This window comes from Streptomyces sp. NPDC050617 (assembly GCF_040654795.1).
Classification (GTDB): domain Bacteria; phylum Actinomycetota; class Actinomycetes; order Streptomycetales; family Streptomycetaceae; genus Streptomyces.
On record NZ_JBFAIS010000008.1, the window covers coordinates 1 to 14,887 of the forward strand.

General features: G+C 67.9%; 13 protein-coding genes and 2 pseudogenes. 12 read left to right on the top strand and 3 right to left on the bottom strand.

Features of this window, described 5'->3' with window-relative positions; genetic code table 11:
- From AB0I49_RS13100 to AB0I49_RS13115, 4 genes and pseudogenes are all read left to right on the top strand, one after another.
- Positions 1-97 (top strand): annotated as a pseudogene (locus AB0I49_RS13100) (IS481 family transposase); the annotation flags it as partial.
- A 42-nt stretch (positions 98-139) separates the two neighbouring features.
- On the top strand, positions 140-760 hold the full coding sequence (locus tag AB0I49_RS13105; protein ID WP_363227225.1) for a hypothetical protein: 621 nt from the start codon (positions 140-142) through the stop codon (positions 758-760).
- A gap of 125 nt (positions 761-885) precedes the next feature.
- The gene (locus tag AB0I49_RS13110; protein WP_363227007.1) at positions 886-1,464 is read left to right on the top strand and encodes a hypothetical protein; all 579 of its coding nucleotides are present in this window, start codon (positions 886-888) and stop codon (positions 1,462-1,464) included.
- Between the two features lie 55 nt (positions 1,465-1,519).
- Positions 1,520-1,939: a hypothetical protein gene (locus AB0I49_RS13115; protein WP_363227008.1), complete on the top strand. Its 420-nt coding sequence runs from the start codon at positions 1,520-1,522 to the stop codon at positions 1,937-1,939.
- A 495-nt stretch (positions 1,940-2,434) separates the two neighbouring features.
- On the opposite strand, the gene AB0I49_RS13120 is transcribed toward AB0I49_RS13115, so the two are convergent.
- Positions 2,435-3,649 carry a GDSL-type esterase/lipase family protein gene (locus AB0I49_RS13120; RefSeq protein WP_363227009.1) on the bottom strand — a complete coding sequence of 405 codons (1,215 nt, stop codon included), beginning with the start codon at positions 3,647-3,649 and terminating at the stop codon, positions 2,435-2,437.
- A gap of 68 nt (positions 3,650-3,717) precedes the next feature.
- Positions 3,718-4,482: a DUF998 domain-containing protein gene (locus AB0I49_RS13125; protein ID WP_363227010.1), complete on the bottom strand. Its 765-nt coding sequence runs from the start codon at positions 4,480-4,482 to the stop codon at positions 3,718-3,720.
- A 235-nt stretch (positions 4,483-4,717) separates the two neighbouring features.
- On the opposite strand from AB0I49_RS13125, the gene AB0I49_RS13130 reads away from it, so the two are divergent.
- The 8 genes and pseudogenes from AB0I49_RS13130 (at position 4,718) to AB0I49_RS13165 (ending at position 13,996) form a co-directional block, all read left to right on the top strand.
- On the top strand, positions 4,718-5,311 hold the full coding sequence (locus AB0I49_RS13130) for a helix-turn-helix domain-containing protein (protein ID WP_363227011.1): 594 nt from the start codon (positions 4,718-4,720) through the stop codon (positions 5,309-5,311).
- Between the two features lie 44 nt (positions 5,312-5,355).
- Positions 5,356-6,228: pseudogene (locus AB0I49_RS13135) on the top strand (IS5 family transposase).
- An 82-nt stretch (positions 6,229-6,310) separates the two neighbouring features.
- Positions 6,311-6,877, top strand: a complete 567-nt coding sequence (locus AB0I49_RS13140; RefSeq protein WP_098027181.1) for a DUF4291 domain-containing protein — start codon at positions 6,311-6,313, stop codon at positions 6,875-6,877.
- Positions 6,878-8,141: 1,264 nt separating this feature from the next.
- Positions 8,142-8,546, top strand: coding sequence for a hypothetical protein (locus AB0I49_RS13145; protein WP_363227012.1), 405 nt, complete (start codon positions 8,142-8,144; stop codon positions 8,544-8,546).
- Between the two features lie 99 nt (positions 8,547-8,645).
- Positions 8,646-9,248, top strand: coding sequence for an RICIN domain-containing protein (locus tag AB0I49_RS13150; protein ID WP_363227013.1), 603 nt, complete (start codon positions 8,646-8,648; stop codon positions 9,246-9,248).
- 6 nt (positions 9,249-9,254) lie between these two features.
- Positions 9,255-12,494, top strand: a complete 3,240-nt coding sequence (locus AB0I49_RS13155; RefSeq protein ID WP_363227014.1) for a ricin-type beta-trefoil lectin domain protein — start codon at positions 9,255-9,257, stop codon at positions 12,492-12,494.
- A gap of 73 nt (positions 12,495-12,567) precedes the next feature.
- On the top strand, positions 12,568-13,452 hold the full coding sequence (locus AB0I49_RS13160) for a hypothetical protein (protein ID WP_363227015.1): 885 nt from the start codon (positions 12,568-12,570) through the stop codon (positions 13,450-13,452).
- A 121-nt stretch (positions 13,453-13,573) separates the two neighbouring features.
- On the top strand, positions 13,574-13,996 hold the full coding sequence (locus tag AB0I49_RS13165; protein WP_363227016.1) for a hypothetical protein: 423 nt from the start codon (positions 13,574-13,576) through the stop codon (positions 13,994-13,996).
- On the opposite strand, the gene AB0I49_RS13170 is transcribed toward AB0I49_RS13165, so the two are convergent.
- Positions 13,989-14,861, bottom strand: coding sequence for an IS5 family transposase (locus AB0I49_RS13170; protein ID WP_363227017.1), 873 nt, complete (start codon positions 14,859-14,861; stop codon positions 13,989-13,991). The genes AB0I49_RS13165 and AB0I49_RS13170 overlap by 8 nt on opposite strands.
- Positions 14,862-14,887: the final 26 nt, after the last annotated feature.

Below are 14,887 nucleotides of genomic sequence, written 5' to 3' on the forward strand. Positions count from 1 at the left end.
GGACTTCCTGCACACCTACAACCACCACCGCTGCCACACCGCACTCAACGGCCACCCACCCATCACCCGCGTAAACAACCCTGCGGGTCAATACAGCAGCCACCCCTTTTCGGAGCTTCACCTGTCGACCCGTTCCTTTATCGCCCGCCCCACCCCGGCCGGCTACACCGGCATCTACGTCCACCTCGACGGCGAGCCGGCCGCGAAACTGCCCCTGCTGCCGGCGGCCTTCCAGCACCGCTTCGGCCGGGACCTGGAGGCGATGACGCGACACCTCGTGGACGACGTCGCCGTCGGCTGGGACGAGCTGGGCAGCGACCTGCTGGACACCGCGCCACCCGAGATCGTCACCGCTCTCACCGGCGGGGACCGGTGGCCCAGCCGCACCATGGACGACCTGATCACCACGGACGGATCCCCGCCGGCCCGGATGACGGTCACCGAGACGACCGCCGCCGGCCAGGACCTGGCCTGGGGCTACGTGCTGCGTCCGCACGGCATCGAAGTAGTCCCCGCCCAGCACTCCTCGGCCGGCCCCGTCGTCCGCTGGGGCGTCGACCCCCGCACCGACTTCAGCACCCCCGCCGCCTGGCCCGTCACCTGGCCGGCCCGTCCCCCCGGGCCACCCACGGCCGCCCCCCCTCCCCGCGCCCCCGGGCACACCCCGCGCCAACGCGCGCCGCTGACCTCGCGTTCGCCGCTTCAGCCGCCCGCGGCTCGCGCCGCCCGGGCGGGCCCGGCCGGTGCGCGGGCGCCGTGACCGCGGTCGCAGCACCGGCCCCGGCACGTCCTGCCGCGTCTGGCGGTGCGGACGTGCCCGCGGTCCGCCGCCCCCAGATACCGGCGCCCTGCCACTCGCCCCTCCCCCGCCGAAGAACCCGCTCCGTGGACCTCACCCGCCTCGCCCTGTTTGCCGCGTCAGGCGACAGCACCGACACGCACACCACCCCCTCCCCTGAGCCCGGGACCGGCTCCGAGATCACCCTGTGCACCAGCGACCGCGACGGCGTCGTCGCCCTCATCCACGGCCCCAACTGGCTCTGGGCGCGCACCACTTTGGACGCCGCCGGATTCGAGAAGACCGACGACGGCCTCCACGCCATCCCGCTGTCAGACCTCGACCGCACCCGCGAAGCCCTCCTCGCCCTCGGCGTGGTCGCCAAGATCTCCGGGACCACGGTCGCCACGAGCAGTGACCCCTATATCGGCGACTTCGCCCGCGAGGTGGCCGACCACCTCCCCGGCCAGTGGACCGCACGGGTCGAGAACTACGCGCTGCACCTCTGGCAGGACGACCTCGCCGACTGCCTGTGGAGCGAAGGCCCCATCGCAGACCGGGTTCGTTCCCCAGGCCAAGCGATGGGTCGTGGAACGCGCCTACGGGGCTTGATGCTGCGCCGCAGGCTGGTGCGCGACACGAGCACCAGCCCCGCAGTTCGGAGTCGCGGGTGTACTGGGCGATGATCGCGGTGATACCTCGCCGGCTGACCGCGGCGACCGTGCCGGCCTGACGCACCGCATGACCGGCGGAGAGCTGACCCTCGGCGCGGTGCTGGCACGACTGGAGGAGCGCGAACACGAGATCACCGCGCAGGCCGAGACGATGCGGGAACAGATCACGCAGCTGACCGCCCAGCTCGGCGAACTCGGCCGGGCCGCCGAAGAAGTCCGGATCACCCGCAAGACACTGCTGGCACTGCCCGACCCCGACCCCGGGCCGCCCGCGCCGCCGGCACCGAAGCTACCGGATCATCCGGCCTACCAGCAGACCATGGCGGTGCTTACCACGGCCGACCACCCGCTGCGAGCCCGGCAGGTGTGCGAGGCGATGGACCTGACGGTCGCGCCCAACAACATCAACAACGCCTGCCTAAAGCTCAAGCGGCTGGCCGGCCGCGGGATCCCGGCCGAGACCGGCCCAGGCCAGCCCCGGCCGTAGTCGACCGACATCGCCACAACCTGCCCGCCTGCCCCGCATGAAAAGGGCGTTCACGAGTACCGCTGGCCAGCAGCGCAGCAGCTCGGTTGGTGATCCTTTCCCGGCACCACCGTGATCGCTTCCCGCCTCATCAGCGGAGCGTCCATGAAAGACCGCCAGCCGTCCCGCGACTGGACGACCTACGGGCGGGTCGCTCACCTGGCCGCCCTCAGCGAACAGGGTCTCACTTGCGTGTGTGGAGCTCGTGCTGCCCGAAACTCTGTTCGGCAACGGGCAGCTCTACAACGCGTGCGAGTTGCCGCCCGACGCCATGGACTCGGTTGGGGAGCTCTTCGAGCGAGTCGCTCTCCCGGATTACCCCATGTGGACGGCGCCGACGATTCTCCGGTCCGCTGGTACTCCGCCCCCGGGCTCCTTCTGCGACAGGACGGGCTGACGGCTTACAGCCGGCTGCACGTCCGGGGACAGAGGCAACGGCTCGAACGAAACGGGGGGTCAGTCGAACAGGGAGAGGTCGATGGATTCTGCGAGGGCGGCGTAACCCGCGTCGTTGCCGTGGAGGTGGTCTCCCATGTGCAGGTCGTCGTGGATGCGACTGGGGTCGGTGGCGTCGCGCCAGACGGCGTCGAAGTCGAGGACTGCATCGAAGGCTCCGCTCGTGCGGATCCAGTCGTTGATCTGCTCGCGCGCCTTGTCGCCCTCGGGGGTGTACATGTCCGAGCCGCCGTAGGGTGCGATGGTCGCGGCGTGGACCTTCGCGCCGTGGGCGCGGGCGCGAGCGGCGGCCTGGAGGTGGGCGGCGATGATGTCGTCCACGCCGACGGGCTCGCCGGGGAACATCGCGAGGAAGGCGGCGGTCTCCTCGTTGCGCGGGGCGAAGGAGAAGACGAGGTCGTTGCCCACGGCGATCACCACATGACCCAGGCCGGGGGTGGCGAGGATGTCGCGGTCGAAGCGTGCGAGGGCGGCGGCGCCGATGCCGTCGGTGAGCAGGCGGTTGCCGCCGATGCCCTGGTTGACCACGCAGCGGGTCCGGCTGCCGTGCGCGTGCAGGCGTTCGGCGAGCAGGTCGGTCCAGCGCCGGTCGGTGCCGGGGGTGGATCCGATGCCGTCGACGCGGGAGTCGCCGAGCACGGCGATGGCCCGGGTAGGGGTGTCGGGCTGTACTTCCACCGCGGTGATCAGGGCTTGCGCCGGCAGCGGAGCGGCTTCCGTGGGCAGCGCGGCGCGCGTGGTCGCGTCGCCGGGTATGAGCCAGCCGAGCGTGTGGAAGGTGCCGTGGCACGTGGCGGTGTCCACGCGGCCGGGCAGGTAGAGGCTGATGGCCAGCCGTGACAGTGCGGGGACGGTCAGGTCGACGGGGTCGCTGAGGGCTGGTGCGCCCGCCGGTACGGTGACGGTCGACTGGCCGCCGAACGTGATCGCGCGGCTGCTGCCGTCCTGGATCGCGCCGTCGGCGTCCGCGAGGGCGACACGGGCGGCGCCGACGGTCAGTGGCGCGGTGGCGTACTCGTTGCTGATGCGGATACGCACGTGGTGTCCGCCGCCGCTGATGCGGACGACTTGCCGCAGGGTCGCGTTCTCGAAGGGCTCGAGGGAGCTGACGGAGTTGTCCGGGGCCTGCGGGGCTGCGCCCCAGGTGCGCACCCACGCAGCTGCGGCGGGGGTGGGATCGTCCAGGCTCGCGGGGGTGGTAAGGGTGCTGTTCATGGTCGTGGTCCTTGGGGTGCGGAGTTAACGGTTGATGCTTTGCGTCGGTGGTGTTCGTCGGGGCGAGGTCAGGTCGCCGTGCCTGCTGTGATGGACGGCGGTTCGGCGGAGATGTTGTCGCGTTTCCGGATTGCTGCTCCGGCGCACGCGAGGCCGATGAGGAACGGGTGGACGGCGCCGCGTTCGATGAGGCCGATGATCCCGATGGCGTTGTCGCCAGAAGTGATGATCATGGCGAGATAGAGCAGCATCGAGATCAGACCGATCACGCCGACGGTGATCAACGCTCGGCCCATGCGGGCGGAGACGCCGATGCGCTGCCAGCGGCGTCCGAGGACGATGGCCAGCACGTTGCCGCCGGTGAAGCCGGCGAAGGCGCCCATGCTGTGGTACTCGCCGGTGCCGTCTTTAAGGGCCTCGGCCGATCCGGGGTACAGCGCGAGCAGCACGCCGCCGACAGCCAGCAGCGCAGCGGGGACGAGCATGGCCCACCGGCGCCCTTGTGCCAGGTCCCGCAAAGTGGCCACTCCGGCCAGGATGGTGATCCCGAAGAGGAGGAATCCGGCGTTCATCACCCAGGCCAGCGGCGAGTACATGTACTGGCCGAACAGGGTCGACGGCCCGTGGACGCCCAGGTTGCTGATGAAGTGGTGGGTGTAGCTGTAGGCGGGATCGGTCCACGCGGCGGCGGAGATGAACTCACCCAGCAGGAAGATCGCTGGTCCGGCGATCAGCAGCGCTCCCGCCATGCGGCGCTGAGACTGGGGTCCGTCCGCGTTGCTGTGCTCCTGCGCGTTCGTCGGTGGCTTCGCGCGCCGCGCGGTGGAGCGCACGGCCGTGTCTTTGGTCATCGGCGTCGTCTTTCTGGTGCAGGGCCGGGCGCTGACGCGCGGCGTTCGTGCCGGCTGACGGCAGGCGGACGCTCCGGCCTCGGGGATGACGGGTGGCGGCATGGCGGTCTGCCGTCGAGACGTCCACCACCAAGCACTTTCGCTTCACCCGGACTCTAACTATATCGAGTGTATTTTTACAACCGGTGGAGATAGCGACCGAGGGTAGAGTGAGGGCATGGTGGATTCAGTGCCCGTGGGGCGGCGTGAGCGCAAGAAGGCTGCTACGAGGGCGGCGATCCTGGACGCGGCGACGGCACTCTTCCTCGACCGCGGCTTCGATGCCGTGACGGTGCGCGAGATCGCCGACAAGGCGGATGTGACACCCAAGACGGTCTTCACGCACTTCCCGCACAAGGAAGCGCTCGTCTTCAGCGACGAGGATGAACGGCACGAGCGGCTCATCGCCGCGGTGCGGGACCGCGCGCCGGGAACCTCGGTCTCTGATGCGCTGAAGGCGCACTACCTCGCCGAGATCGCCGCGCTGAAGACCGAGCCACAGAGCCAGATCCTTGCGCTGATGAACGGCACGCCGTCCCTGATCGAGTACGCGGAGAAGATGTGGCTGCGTCACGAGGACGCGCTGATCGCCACGCTCACCGAGGAGTTCGGGCTCGACGAACCGAGTGAGGAGATCCGTTTCTACGTACGCTTCGCGCTGCAGATCCAGCTCATGGCTACGCGTGAGGCGGACCCGGAATCGTCCGTGGCCGCCGGTTTCCGGTTCCTCGACCAGGGCTGGGCACACCACAGCGAGGGCCGACGCTACTAGGGCGTGTATCGAAAGTGGATCTTGAAGTGAGATGATCTCGCTTTGTGGCACGTGGTGATCTGACGGATGCGCAGTGGGCTCGCCTGGAGTCGCTGTTGCCAGCGGGCAAGAAGCCGGGGCGCCCGCCGGTGTGGACCCGGCGGCAGCTGATCGGCGGCATACGGTGGCGGACCCGAACCGGAACGCCGTGGCGGGATGTGCCGGAGCGGTACGGCCCCTGGGGACGGGTGTACGACTTGTTCCGGTGCTGGCAGCGGAACGGCGCCTGGCAACGGATCTTCGCTGAACTGCAGGCCCAGGCAGACGCGAAGCAGCTGATCACCTGGGAGATCAACGTCGACTCCACCGTCTGCCGGGCCCACCAGCACGCCGCCGGAGCAAGGAAAAGGGGACCTTCAGAAGGAACCGCCCGGCGGCCTCACGTCCGAGCCCGAGGACCATGGGCCCGGACGCTCGCGCGGCGGCCTGACCACCAAGTTGCACCTCGCCGTTGAGCAGGTTCAGAAGCCCATGTCCATCGTGATCACGGCCGGCCAGCGCGGGGACTCCCCTCAGTTCGAGCCCGTACTGAAGAAGATCCGGGTGCATCGACTGGGGCCCGGCAGGCCCCACACCCGGCCGGACCGGGTGCGGGCCGACAAGGCGTACGCCTCCCGCAAGAACCGCGCCTATCTGCGGCGTCGTGGTATCCGTTGCGCCATCCCCGACAAGGCTGACCATGTCCGCAACCGCAAAAACTTGGCTCGCACGGCGGCCGTCCGCCGAAGTTCGACAAGACCGATTATCGCGAGCGCCACGCGGTGGAGTGCGGGAGCAACCGCCTCAAGAGGCATCGCGCGGTGGCCACCCGCTACGAGAAACTCGCCGTCCGCTACGAAGCGACTGTCCTCGTCGCGGCCATCAACGAGTGGCTGTGACCAGCACTTTCGCAACCGGCTGCGCGGCAAGTGCGAGAAAACGGTTCGCGAGGCTCATGGGACGGATGGCAGGGTGCGGCGCATGGCACCCCAATATCAGATTCGTGCCGACTACGACGCTCGCACGATCGTGGTCTACCAGGCGTACACGCCTGCCATCGCCGACGCGGCACTGCGGGCGGGCCGCTTCGTTGCGCCGTTCTCATTCCACAGGATGACGTGGATCAAGCCGTCGTTCATGTGGCTGATGCACCGCAGCAACTGGGCCCGCAAACCCGGTCAAGAGCGCGTTCTCGCGGTGCGAATAACGCGGGAGGGCTGGGAGGAGGCTCTGTCCCAGGCCGTGCTCACGACCGCGGACCCGGCGGCCGTCGCCGAGGCGGCCGTCCATGTCCAGTGGGATCCAGAGCGCTCGCCGCGCGGGGCGGCGCTTAACCACTACAGCATCCAGGTCGGCATTGGCCGCCATCTGATTCGCACGTTCACCGACGACTGGATTGTGAGTCTCACCGACCTCACCCCGCAGGTCCGCAAGGCCGCTTCCCTGACACAGACTGGGCATGCCGCAAAAGCCCAGCGGCTGTTCCCCGCAGAGCGCGCCTACCCGCTGCCTCGGGCTCTGGAAAACCGCCTTTCCTCAGGTGGGTGACTGACGACTGCCACGGAGCCGGGGTACACCGCGCCGATTGACACCTGACGCCGATGAAACGGTTCCTGCCAGCACTTTCGATGCACGCCCTGGTTCCACTCATTCTCTCGGGCAAGTAAAAACAACAGGGCGCGGCGTCTCCTTTCCCCAAGACATTCGCGGTCCTGACATTCGCTGCTCCTCACAGCCGTCAATCCACCTCAATATCAGCAGTGGGGCGTCTCCGCCGAAGTGCCGACCCGTCGGCCACCTCAGTGACGGGCAATTCGGCACTCAGCGACCGCGTGACACAAAGACGCTGCCGTCGCCCCCCGCGCCAACTGCCGACGCAGGGCCGGCGGCGCTCCGTGGCGCCGCAACACACCCGCCGCGCACCGGCATACCGGCCACGGCCCGCTCCGGAGACACGGCTGACCGGGCCCAGGCCGACCACTGTCTCAGCCGCGCGCTCACGGTAGGCGGGCAGGTGTGCCCGCATCACGTTCCGAACGGCGTGGCCGAGGGCGATCTGAGCGGTCCGCGAAGGCAGCACGGCGCCGAAAGGTGGACATGCCGCTGGGGAAGAGCGGATCGCGCAGTACCGTGAGCGCCAGATCGGCGCCCCTCGCACATCAGGCGCCCGCAGGAGGAGTCGGAATACCTCCGCCGGACTCCGGCCAACGCAGTCTTCGAGGTGACCCAGCCAATCACGCCGAAACCGGCGGATCTTTCTCATGTTCACCGCATGCCCCGCAAGGACCGTCACCCGAGTCATCACATTCACCACTGACGCCGGGGGCAGCTTTCGGCCGAACCTGCCCGTCGCTCAACACATATCCACCACATGCTACGCAGGAAGCACACAGTTAACTCTTGGCTCACACAGACGAGTTGCTCATACACGTATGCACCCGGAATGCGTGACTTGTTCGCGTCAGTCATGGAGCGGCTTCGGATTCACCTCTTGTAGCAGGGTGCTCACCTGCATCTATGGTGGCTGCCGCGCCGACGGGTTGTGACCGCTCCGCCGCGCACGTCATGAGCAACCGGGGGGGCACCGTCGCGCTGGGAGGGGTCCGCGTCGCCATGCCGCGATACCGGCTGTTCGTACCGCTGTCCTGTCCTGCGCCGCCCTCTCGTTCGCTCTCCTTGCGACGAAGGGAAGCTTGTGCGTTCCAGACCGGGTTTTCTCCTACCGAGACCAGGAAGATCCGGGGTCTCCCCGCGGGTTCTTCTGGTTCTCCTCGCCTTAGCGCTCGTAGCCACTCTGGCTGTCCGGCCCGAAATGATCGACCGGCTAACCGGTGCCGCGTCAAGGGCCAGCGACGAGCCCGAGGACTGGAAAGAGACCACGGCTGACGAGCAGTTGCGGTTCGACCAGTGCCTGATGTCCGACGGGCTGCGCCTGGGCGGCCTCAACGCCTACGGCCTCGCTCAAGATGCTCTCAACCAGTCTCCCGAGAAACTGCACGAACTGGCGGAACTCGACGACACCTTCTCCGGCCCGCTCAGCCGCGCCTACGACAAAGACCAGGAGGACTGGAAGAACACCTGGGAGCGCCTCCGCAGCCAGGAAACGGCCTGGGGAGCTCCGCTCAACGACCTCAACGGCGTGCCCGGCTGGTTCACCCGGCCTGACGGCACCAGGGAGAACGACAACTTCTACGCCCAGACCGGGCTGGACAAGTGAGCCGGCGGCGCCCGGTGGTACCAGAACTTCGACTTCTACGACCCCACCCCCAAAGCGGGCGAAAAGACGGTCAAGGCCGTCAAGGACCTCGGCACCCCCTTGTACAAGGACCCGGACCCGTCGCTCCCCCGGGATGAGTGGAACCGGCTCAATCACGAGTACAACGCGTTCCAGCACCTGACGAACTGGTCCATGGAGCCCACCGGCGCGGACAACGCCCGCATCTTCCTTGCCTCCGGCGGGTTCCCCCGTACCGCTCCCGCACCGGGCAGTTCGGAGTTCCGGATCGCGGTCGAGGACATGAAGACGCGGTTCTCCACGTGTACGTGGCGGAACCCGGTCGACCCGGACATGGCCCTGCGCACGGTGGAGGACACCGCCGCGAAGGAGTGGCAGCAGGAGATCGCCTCCCAGTCCGTGCCCCGCAACCAGATCCTGAACGCCGGCAAGGACGCCAGCACGGCCCTCACCACGGGATCGGCCGCGATGGCGGACCTGCTGGGCCAGTCCTGGATCGCCGACCACCTGGCCCGCTGGCAGAGCTGGTGGGCCCCGGGAGGGGGCGGCTGGATCGGCGACTCCCACGTGACCATCAAGGTGCACGACGCCAACGGCAACTGCCTCGACGCCCAGAACGGCGGGACCAGCAACGGCACCCCCGTCCAGCTCTATCCGTGCAACGGCACCAGCGCCCAGGACTAATTCATCGTGGGCCACGGCATCGGGCCCGTCCTGCAGAACGCCAACGCGGACAACAAATGCCTCGACGTGCAGAACAACGGCACGGACAACGGCACCAAGATCCAGCTCTGGGGATGCAACGGAACTCCGGCACAGGTGTGGACCTACAACACCCGTGCCACCACCGCACTGAAGAACGCCGGGACGGGGAAGTGCCTGGACCTGCACACCTTCGACAAGGGCCGCACCGCGTGGCTGTGGACCTGTAACGGGAGTTCGGCGCAGCGGTTCAATGTCATTCCGTCCGGCCATGACGGGACCTCCCACTCCTGGTACCCGAAGAAGGAGCAGTTCGACAAGGCGGAGAAGGACGTCGCTGCCGCGCAGGCGCAGGCGAAGAAGCAGCTTGCCGTCATCAAGGCGCAGGCCGCTGTGGCGAAGCGGGCGGCTGCCTCGTCCGATACCGCAGAGCAGGCCGCCTACGGCATCGCGGACGCCAATGGTGCGCCGCGGGGGCGTGGTCTGCTGGTGGGGCAGCAGAAGGCTCAGGTCACCAAGGGGGCTGCCGCCGCGCTGGAGGCGTTGGTAAAGGCCGGGGAGACCGCGGAGGCCGCTACCCGGGCTTCGGCGGGTGACAGTCAGACCATCGCGCAGCGGGCGTTGGCGCAGACCGCGCAGTCCAAGGCCGAGTTCCGTAAGGAAGCGGCCCATACGGCCGAGGTGCAGGCGAAGGCCGCTGCGGAGGCGGCGAAGGTCCACCGGGACAACGCCAAGGCGGATATGGAGACTGCCAAGGCGAAGCTGGCCGATGCCACGAAGGCGGAGGCGGATGCGCGGACGGCGGCGGCGACGGCGCACGCGAAGCGGCTCGCGGCCGAGTCGGAGGCGGCCACCGCGAAGGCGGAGAAGGAGACCGCCGCCGCCAAGCAGGCGGAAGCCGCGCAGCACAAGACCAACGCCGAGGGCTATGCGGCCAAGGCGAAGGACGCCAAGGAGCAGGCCGAGGCGGCCGAGACCACCGCGACCTCGAAGCGCGATGCCGCGAAGAAGGCCAGTGACAAGGCCCGCGGCCTGCGGGACGACGCGTGGGACGCGGCGCAGAAGGCCGATGCCGCGCGGGCCAAGGCGGATGCGAAGGACGCCTACGCCCAGTCCCTGGAATCAGGCGACGCCGCAAAGGAAGCAAGAGCCGCGGCCGACACCGCGGACGCCGCCGCCACCAGTGCGGAATCGGCGGCGAAGTCCGCGCGCGGGGAGGCGGATGCGGCGACCAGGGCCGCGGCCGATGCCGATGCAGCAGCCACCCGTGCCGAGGCCGCCGCCCAGCGGGCCCGGGCCGATTCCGATGCCGCGCAGGCCGCCAAGGCCAAGGCGGATGCCGCCGTGAAGACCGCGACCAGCGCGGCCGCCGATGCCATCCGGGCCTCACAGGACGCCGCCGCCGAGGCCAAGCAGGCCGTCGAGGAGGCCGACGAGGCCGAGGCGCAGGCGAAGACCGCGAAGGAGCACGCGGACGCGGCGAAGAAGGAGGCCGGCACGGCGCTGGCGGCGTCCGCGAAGGCCGCCGGGTTCGCCCACGTCACCGCGCAGGCGGCAGCCGATGCGGGGAACGCGGCCAAGCAGGTCGCCGATCCGGCGAACGACGCGATCCAGCTCGGCTCCCCCTACGTCGACACCGACAGCATCGCCGGTCTCGTCGTGCTGACCGGGCAGAATTCGAAGACGATCGCCGAGCAGCAGCAGGCCGTCGCCGAGGCGCACGCCAAGAACGCGAAGGACGAGGTCGCGCTCGCCGAGAGCCTCGCCCAGGCGGCGGAGGGCGACGCCAAGGAGGCGTACGAGCACGCCGCCAAGGCCGCCCAGTACGCGGCGGACGCCCGCGGCTACGCGAAGGACGCCCTGGGGTACGCGGCCGACGCCGCCGGCTACGCGGCCGCCGCATCCAAGTCGCTGGCCCGCTCGGTCGAGTACGCCCAGCAGGCCGCCGAGGATGCCGTTGCGGCCGACAAGGCGGCAGGCCGGGCCGAAGGCTATGCCAGCGACGCACGGGCCTCCGCCGACCAGGCGGCCCTCGACGCCTCCGCCGCCCGCCAGGCAGCCGCCGAAGCCGAACAGGCCGCCCGCGACGCCCGCGACGCGGCGACCCGCGCCGACCAAGCCGCCATCGAAGCGGAGCAGTACGCCAAGGACGCCCAGAAATACGCCAAGGACGCCCAAGACGCCGCCGAGCAGGCGGAGAAGGAACACGCCAACAAACAGGTCGCCGCAGGTGCCGGCACAGGCATCGACAACACCTTCTACGTGATCGACAAGATCACCGATGTGGACGTCAGCAATGAGACGTGCACCCTCGACCCCTTCAAGGGGTGCGATGTCACCTACACAGTGACGTTCAACGCCACGGTCAGCTTCTACCTGTGCCTCAACCCGGATGTCCCCGCCACCGAGGCCGGGTGCCCGAAGTCGGACACCGTCTTCCTCGGCACCCAGACCTTGCAGCACCTGACGCAGAAGGTGCCGAAGCACTATTCGGCGTGGGACATCACCAAGGAGGTCGACAAGGCATTCATCAAGAGTCTGTGGAACGCCGTCACCTACGACTTCAAGCACTGCAACTTCAGTAGCTGGAGCGGATCCGGACACTGCGCCCTGGCCGGAATGGTGATCATCCCGCCGGCGAAGATCACGGAGGCAGTGCAAGCGGTCAGAGCCTTCGAAGAGGCGCTGCGTGCCGGTGTGAGCGTCGAGGAAGCCATAGGTCGCTTGAAAGTAGCGGATGCCGCGACTGTGACGGCGCTCGAAGCCAACATAGCGGAACATCTCGCAGCCATTGAGGGAATCAAGGATGCGTGCGGCGCGCTGGAAGCCCGCCTGGTCGAATACATCCGTCGCTTCTCTCTCGGCGTCGACCCGGCAAAGGGGCTGAAATTCAATCAAGGCGAAATGCAATCGGCACTGCGCGTGGAGAACGAGCGCGGAGTCAGCCTCACCCGCGACCGGAGCGGAGACTTGGAATGGTACGACCACAAGGGACGCGGGTATGACGCAGTCGGGAACTCACCCTCACAATACCTAAAGGTCCCGCAGTTCATCAGCTCCATCAAAGCGCACTTGCTGAAGACGGAAAAGAGCGGCAGATTCGTTTCGTTCGTGCCGGTGGACGTGTCCACCTACACGGCTGAGCAGATCGGCGCCATCAAGGCAGCCGTCAACAAGCTGCCGGAAGCGGACCAAGCGCGGATCTTCTACATCGGCGACCACAGCTGATCGAACGACAGTACTCTGCGGTAGGCGGCCATCGCATGGCCGCCTACCGCACACCCCCATAGCAAGGAGCCCGATGTCCAAGCTCGTCTCTCTACCGGGCCCAGAGGCAACAGAGACCCTCAACTGGTTCGCGACCGGCGGACTCTTCGACGATGTCGCCGCCTTCATCCTTCAGCACATCCGGGATGAGCGCGCCAAACAAGAGGTGACCGCGGGAGCAGCATCGGGGCACCTCTTCCTGGGCGACCTCCCGGAATCAGTCCTGCAGGACGTCCTGCTGGCACTCCGTGATGAACTGCCCGGGTATGTGAATTCGGCGATCTATCCTCCGAGCAGGACATCCGCGATGGATTACCCGGAAATCTTCATCGCGCGCGCCAAGTCCCTTGCGCACATGGCGGGCAACAGCATCGCCCAGCGCGAAGGAACGCAGGGTGCGAGCGAACTCGGAGAGCAAAACCCCACCGTGGTAGCAACCCGGTCCGAGCCAGGTATACCACTGCGAGGGCAACCGCTGTACCAGGACCCGGGTGACATCGACTTCCTCTGCGACACCGACTGCCGAGCCGAAAAACTGTCGCGCGCCGGCGCTGATGGATCCACAAGCATCCGCATCGGCACCGTGTGCCTCGAAGTGGGCATCACGACGCAGCAGTTGCTGTACGTCCACGGATACAGCCCACGGTCTTCCTGGCAATCGGCGCGGTTCGAGGACCAGCGCATGGCCCCCGGCGAGGTATTCGTCGTTCCTGACAAACCGTTTGTCCCGGGCGTGCCGGTAGTGCTGGGCCAGAGGGACAGCTGGCGCACGGAGTACGACGAACGGTCCGGCTGGCTCCGCATCGCTGCAGCAGGCGAGACGGAAGGCGTCGTGACCTTGATCGCCGACGATACCGGCGTGGGCATGTATGACGAGTGTCTTGTATCTGTGTGGCTGAGGTTCCAGCAGCACCGATGAGGCGTGCAGAGCGCGAGCGGCGCGGCATGCCCAATGAGAAGACCTGATCCGCCCCGCGTCCGTAGGCGACCGAAAACAACACCAAGGAGGCCAAGTTCATTTTCAAGCTCAAGCGACCGTCATGAGCTACAGCCTGGGCCTGTACAGGTTCGTGGACGGCGAGCTGGCCGAGTCGGACGCAGACATAGTCCGGACGGTCCTGACCCCGTACGAAGCGGCTCCCGCGACGGTCTCTGCGGACGGTATGGAGTACTGGATCCGTGCCGCTGACGGCAGCGAGACCGAAGTGTCCCTCTGCGACAAACTCATCGTTATCGAACGCCCGCAGGTCGGTGACGTGTGGAAGGTCATTATCGAGCTGGCGGACCAACTCGGCATGGGGATCCTCATCCCCGATGGCGCATTCTTGTGCCGGGAGGAAATGCGGGCACACCTTCCCGAAGGTATGGAGAACTGCACCGTTTTGGTCCCGGAGATCACCCTCGGGATATTCGAAGAGGCTGCTGGACCGTTCAAACATCCACTGACCTCACATTCTACCTAGAGGGCGTCTGAAAAGCCGGGCAGCGGGCTGGTCTTGCGAGGCGCCGCACGAGGAGCATGGCCATGGTGAGGTAGATGGCGTTCTCTGAACACACGCTCAGGTCCTCGTAGTCCTTCGACAGGCGGCGGCACCGTCCCAGCCAGGCGATGGTCCGTTCTACCACCCAACGTCGCGGGGCCACTGCGAAGAGGGGCACGGCCGGAGGCGGTGTCCCTGCCTTCGCCCAGGTCGAGCGGAATCCTCCGTCGCGGCGCTGCACGACCTGCACGGTGATGCCGGTGGTTTCCCGGGCCCAGGCATGGAAGTCGGCATCGCGGTACCCCTGGTCCGCCCATACGAGCCGAAGGCGCGGAAAGACACCGGCAGCCTGGGAGAGCAGCACCGCGGCGCCATCACGATCGCCCACGCTCGCCGGGCTCACGCAAGCGGCCAGGACGGTGCCGCAGGTATCGACGAGCAGGTGCCGCTTGACGCCGTTGACCTTCTTGCCGCCGTCGTACCCGTGCAGGCCACCGCGTTCGCTGGCCCTCACGCTCTGACTGTCCACTATGGCCCCGCTGGGAGTGGCATCACGGCCGAGCTGCACCCGCTCGCGTTCGCGCAGAGCCGTCAACATCCGCTCCCACACACCTTTTTGCTGCCATCGCCGCCAGTAGTGATAGACGGTCTGCCACGGCGGCAGGTCATGCGGCAACAATCTCCAGGCACAGCCGGCCCGCAGCCAGTACGCCAACGCGTTCAGAATCTCCCGCCGCGCGTGCATCGCCGGCCGACCACCGGGCTTGACCGCCGGAACCAGCGGACAGAGGATCTCCCATTCCCGATCGGACAGATCAGTCGAGTAACGGGAACGCAGCCCCCACACCCCAGCTCCTGAAAGTGCGCCACCGC

Bases quoted from the DNA above. Each gene is read 5' to 3' on its own strand.
- AB0I49_RS13160 (WP_363227015.1), top strand. From the start codon at position 12,568: ATGTCCAAGCTCGTCTCTCTACCGGGCCCAGAGGCAACAGAGACCCTC.
- AB0I49_RS13145 (WP_363227012.1), top strand. From the start codon at position 8,142: ATGATCGACCGGCTAACCGGTGCCGCGTCAAGGGCCAGCGACGAGCCC.
- AB0I49_RS13140 (WP_098027181.1), top strand. From the start codon at position 6,311: ATGGCACCCCAATATCAGATTCGTGCCGACTACGACGCTCGCACGATC.
- AB0I49_RS13115 (WP_363227008.1), top strand. From the start codon at position 1,520: ATGACCGGCGGAGAGCTGACCCTCGGCGCGGTGCTGGCACGACTGGAG.
- AB0I49_RS13165 (WP_363227016.1), top strand. From the start codon at position 13,574: ATGAGCTACAGCCTGGGCCTGTACAGGTTCGTGGACGGCGAGCTGGCC.
- AB0I49_RS13120 (WP_363227009.1), bottom strand. From the start codon at position 3,649: ATGAACAGCACCCTTACCACCCCCGCGAGCCTGGACGATCCCACCCCC.
- AB0I49_RS13130 (WP_363227011.1), top strand. From the start codon at position 4,718: ATGGTGGATTCAGTGCCCGTGGGGCGGCGTGAGCGCAAGAAGGCTGCT.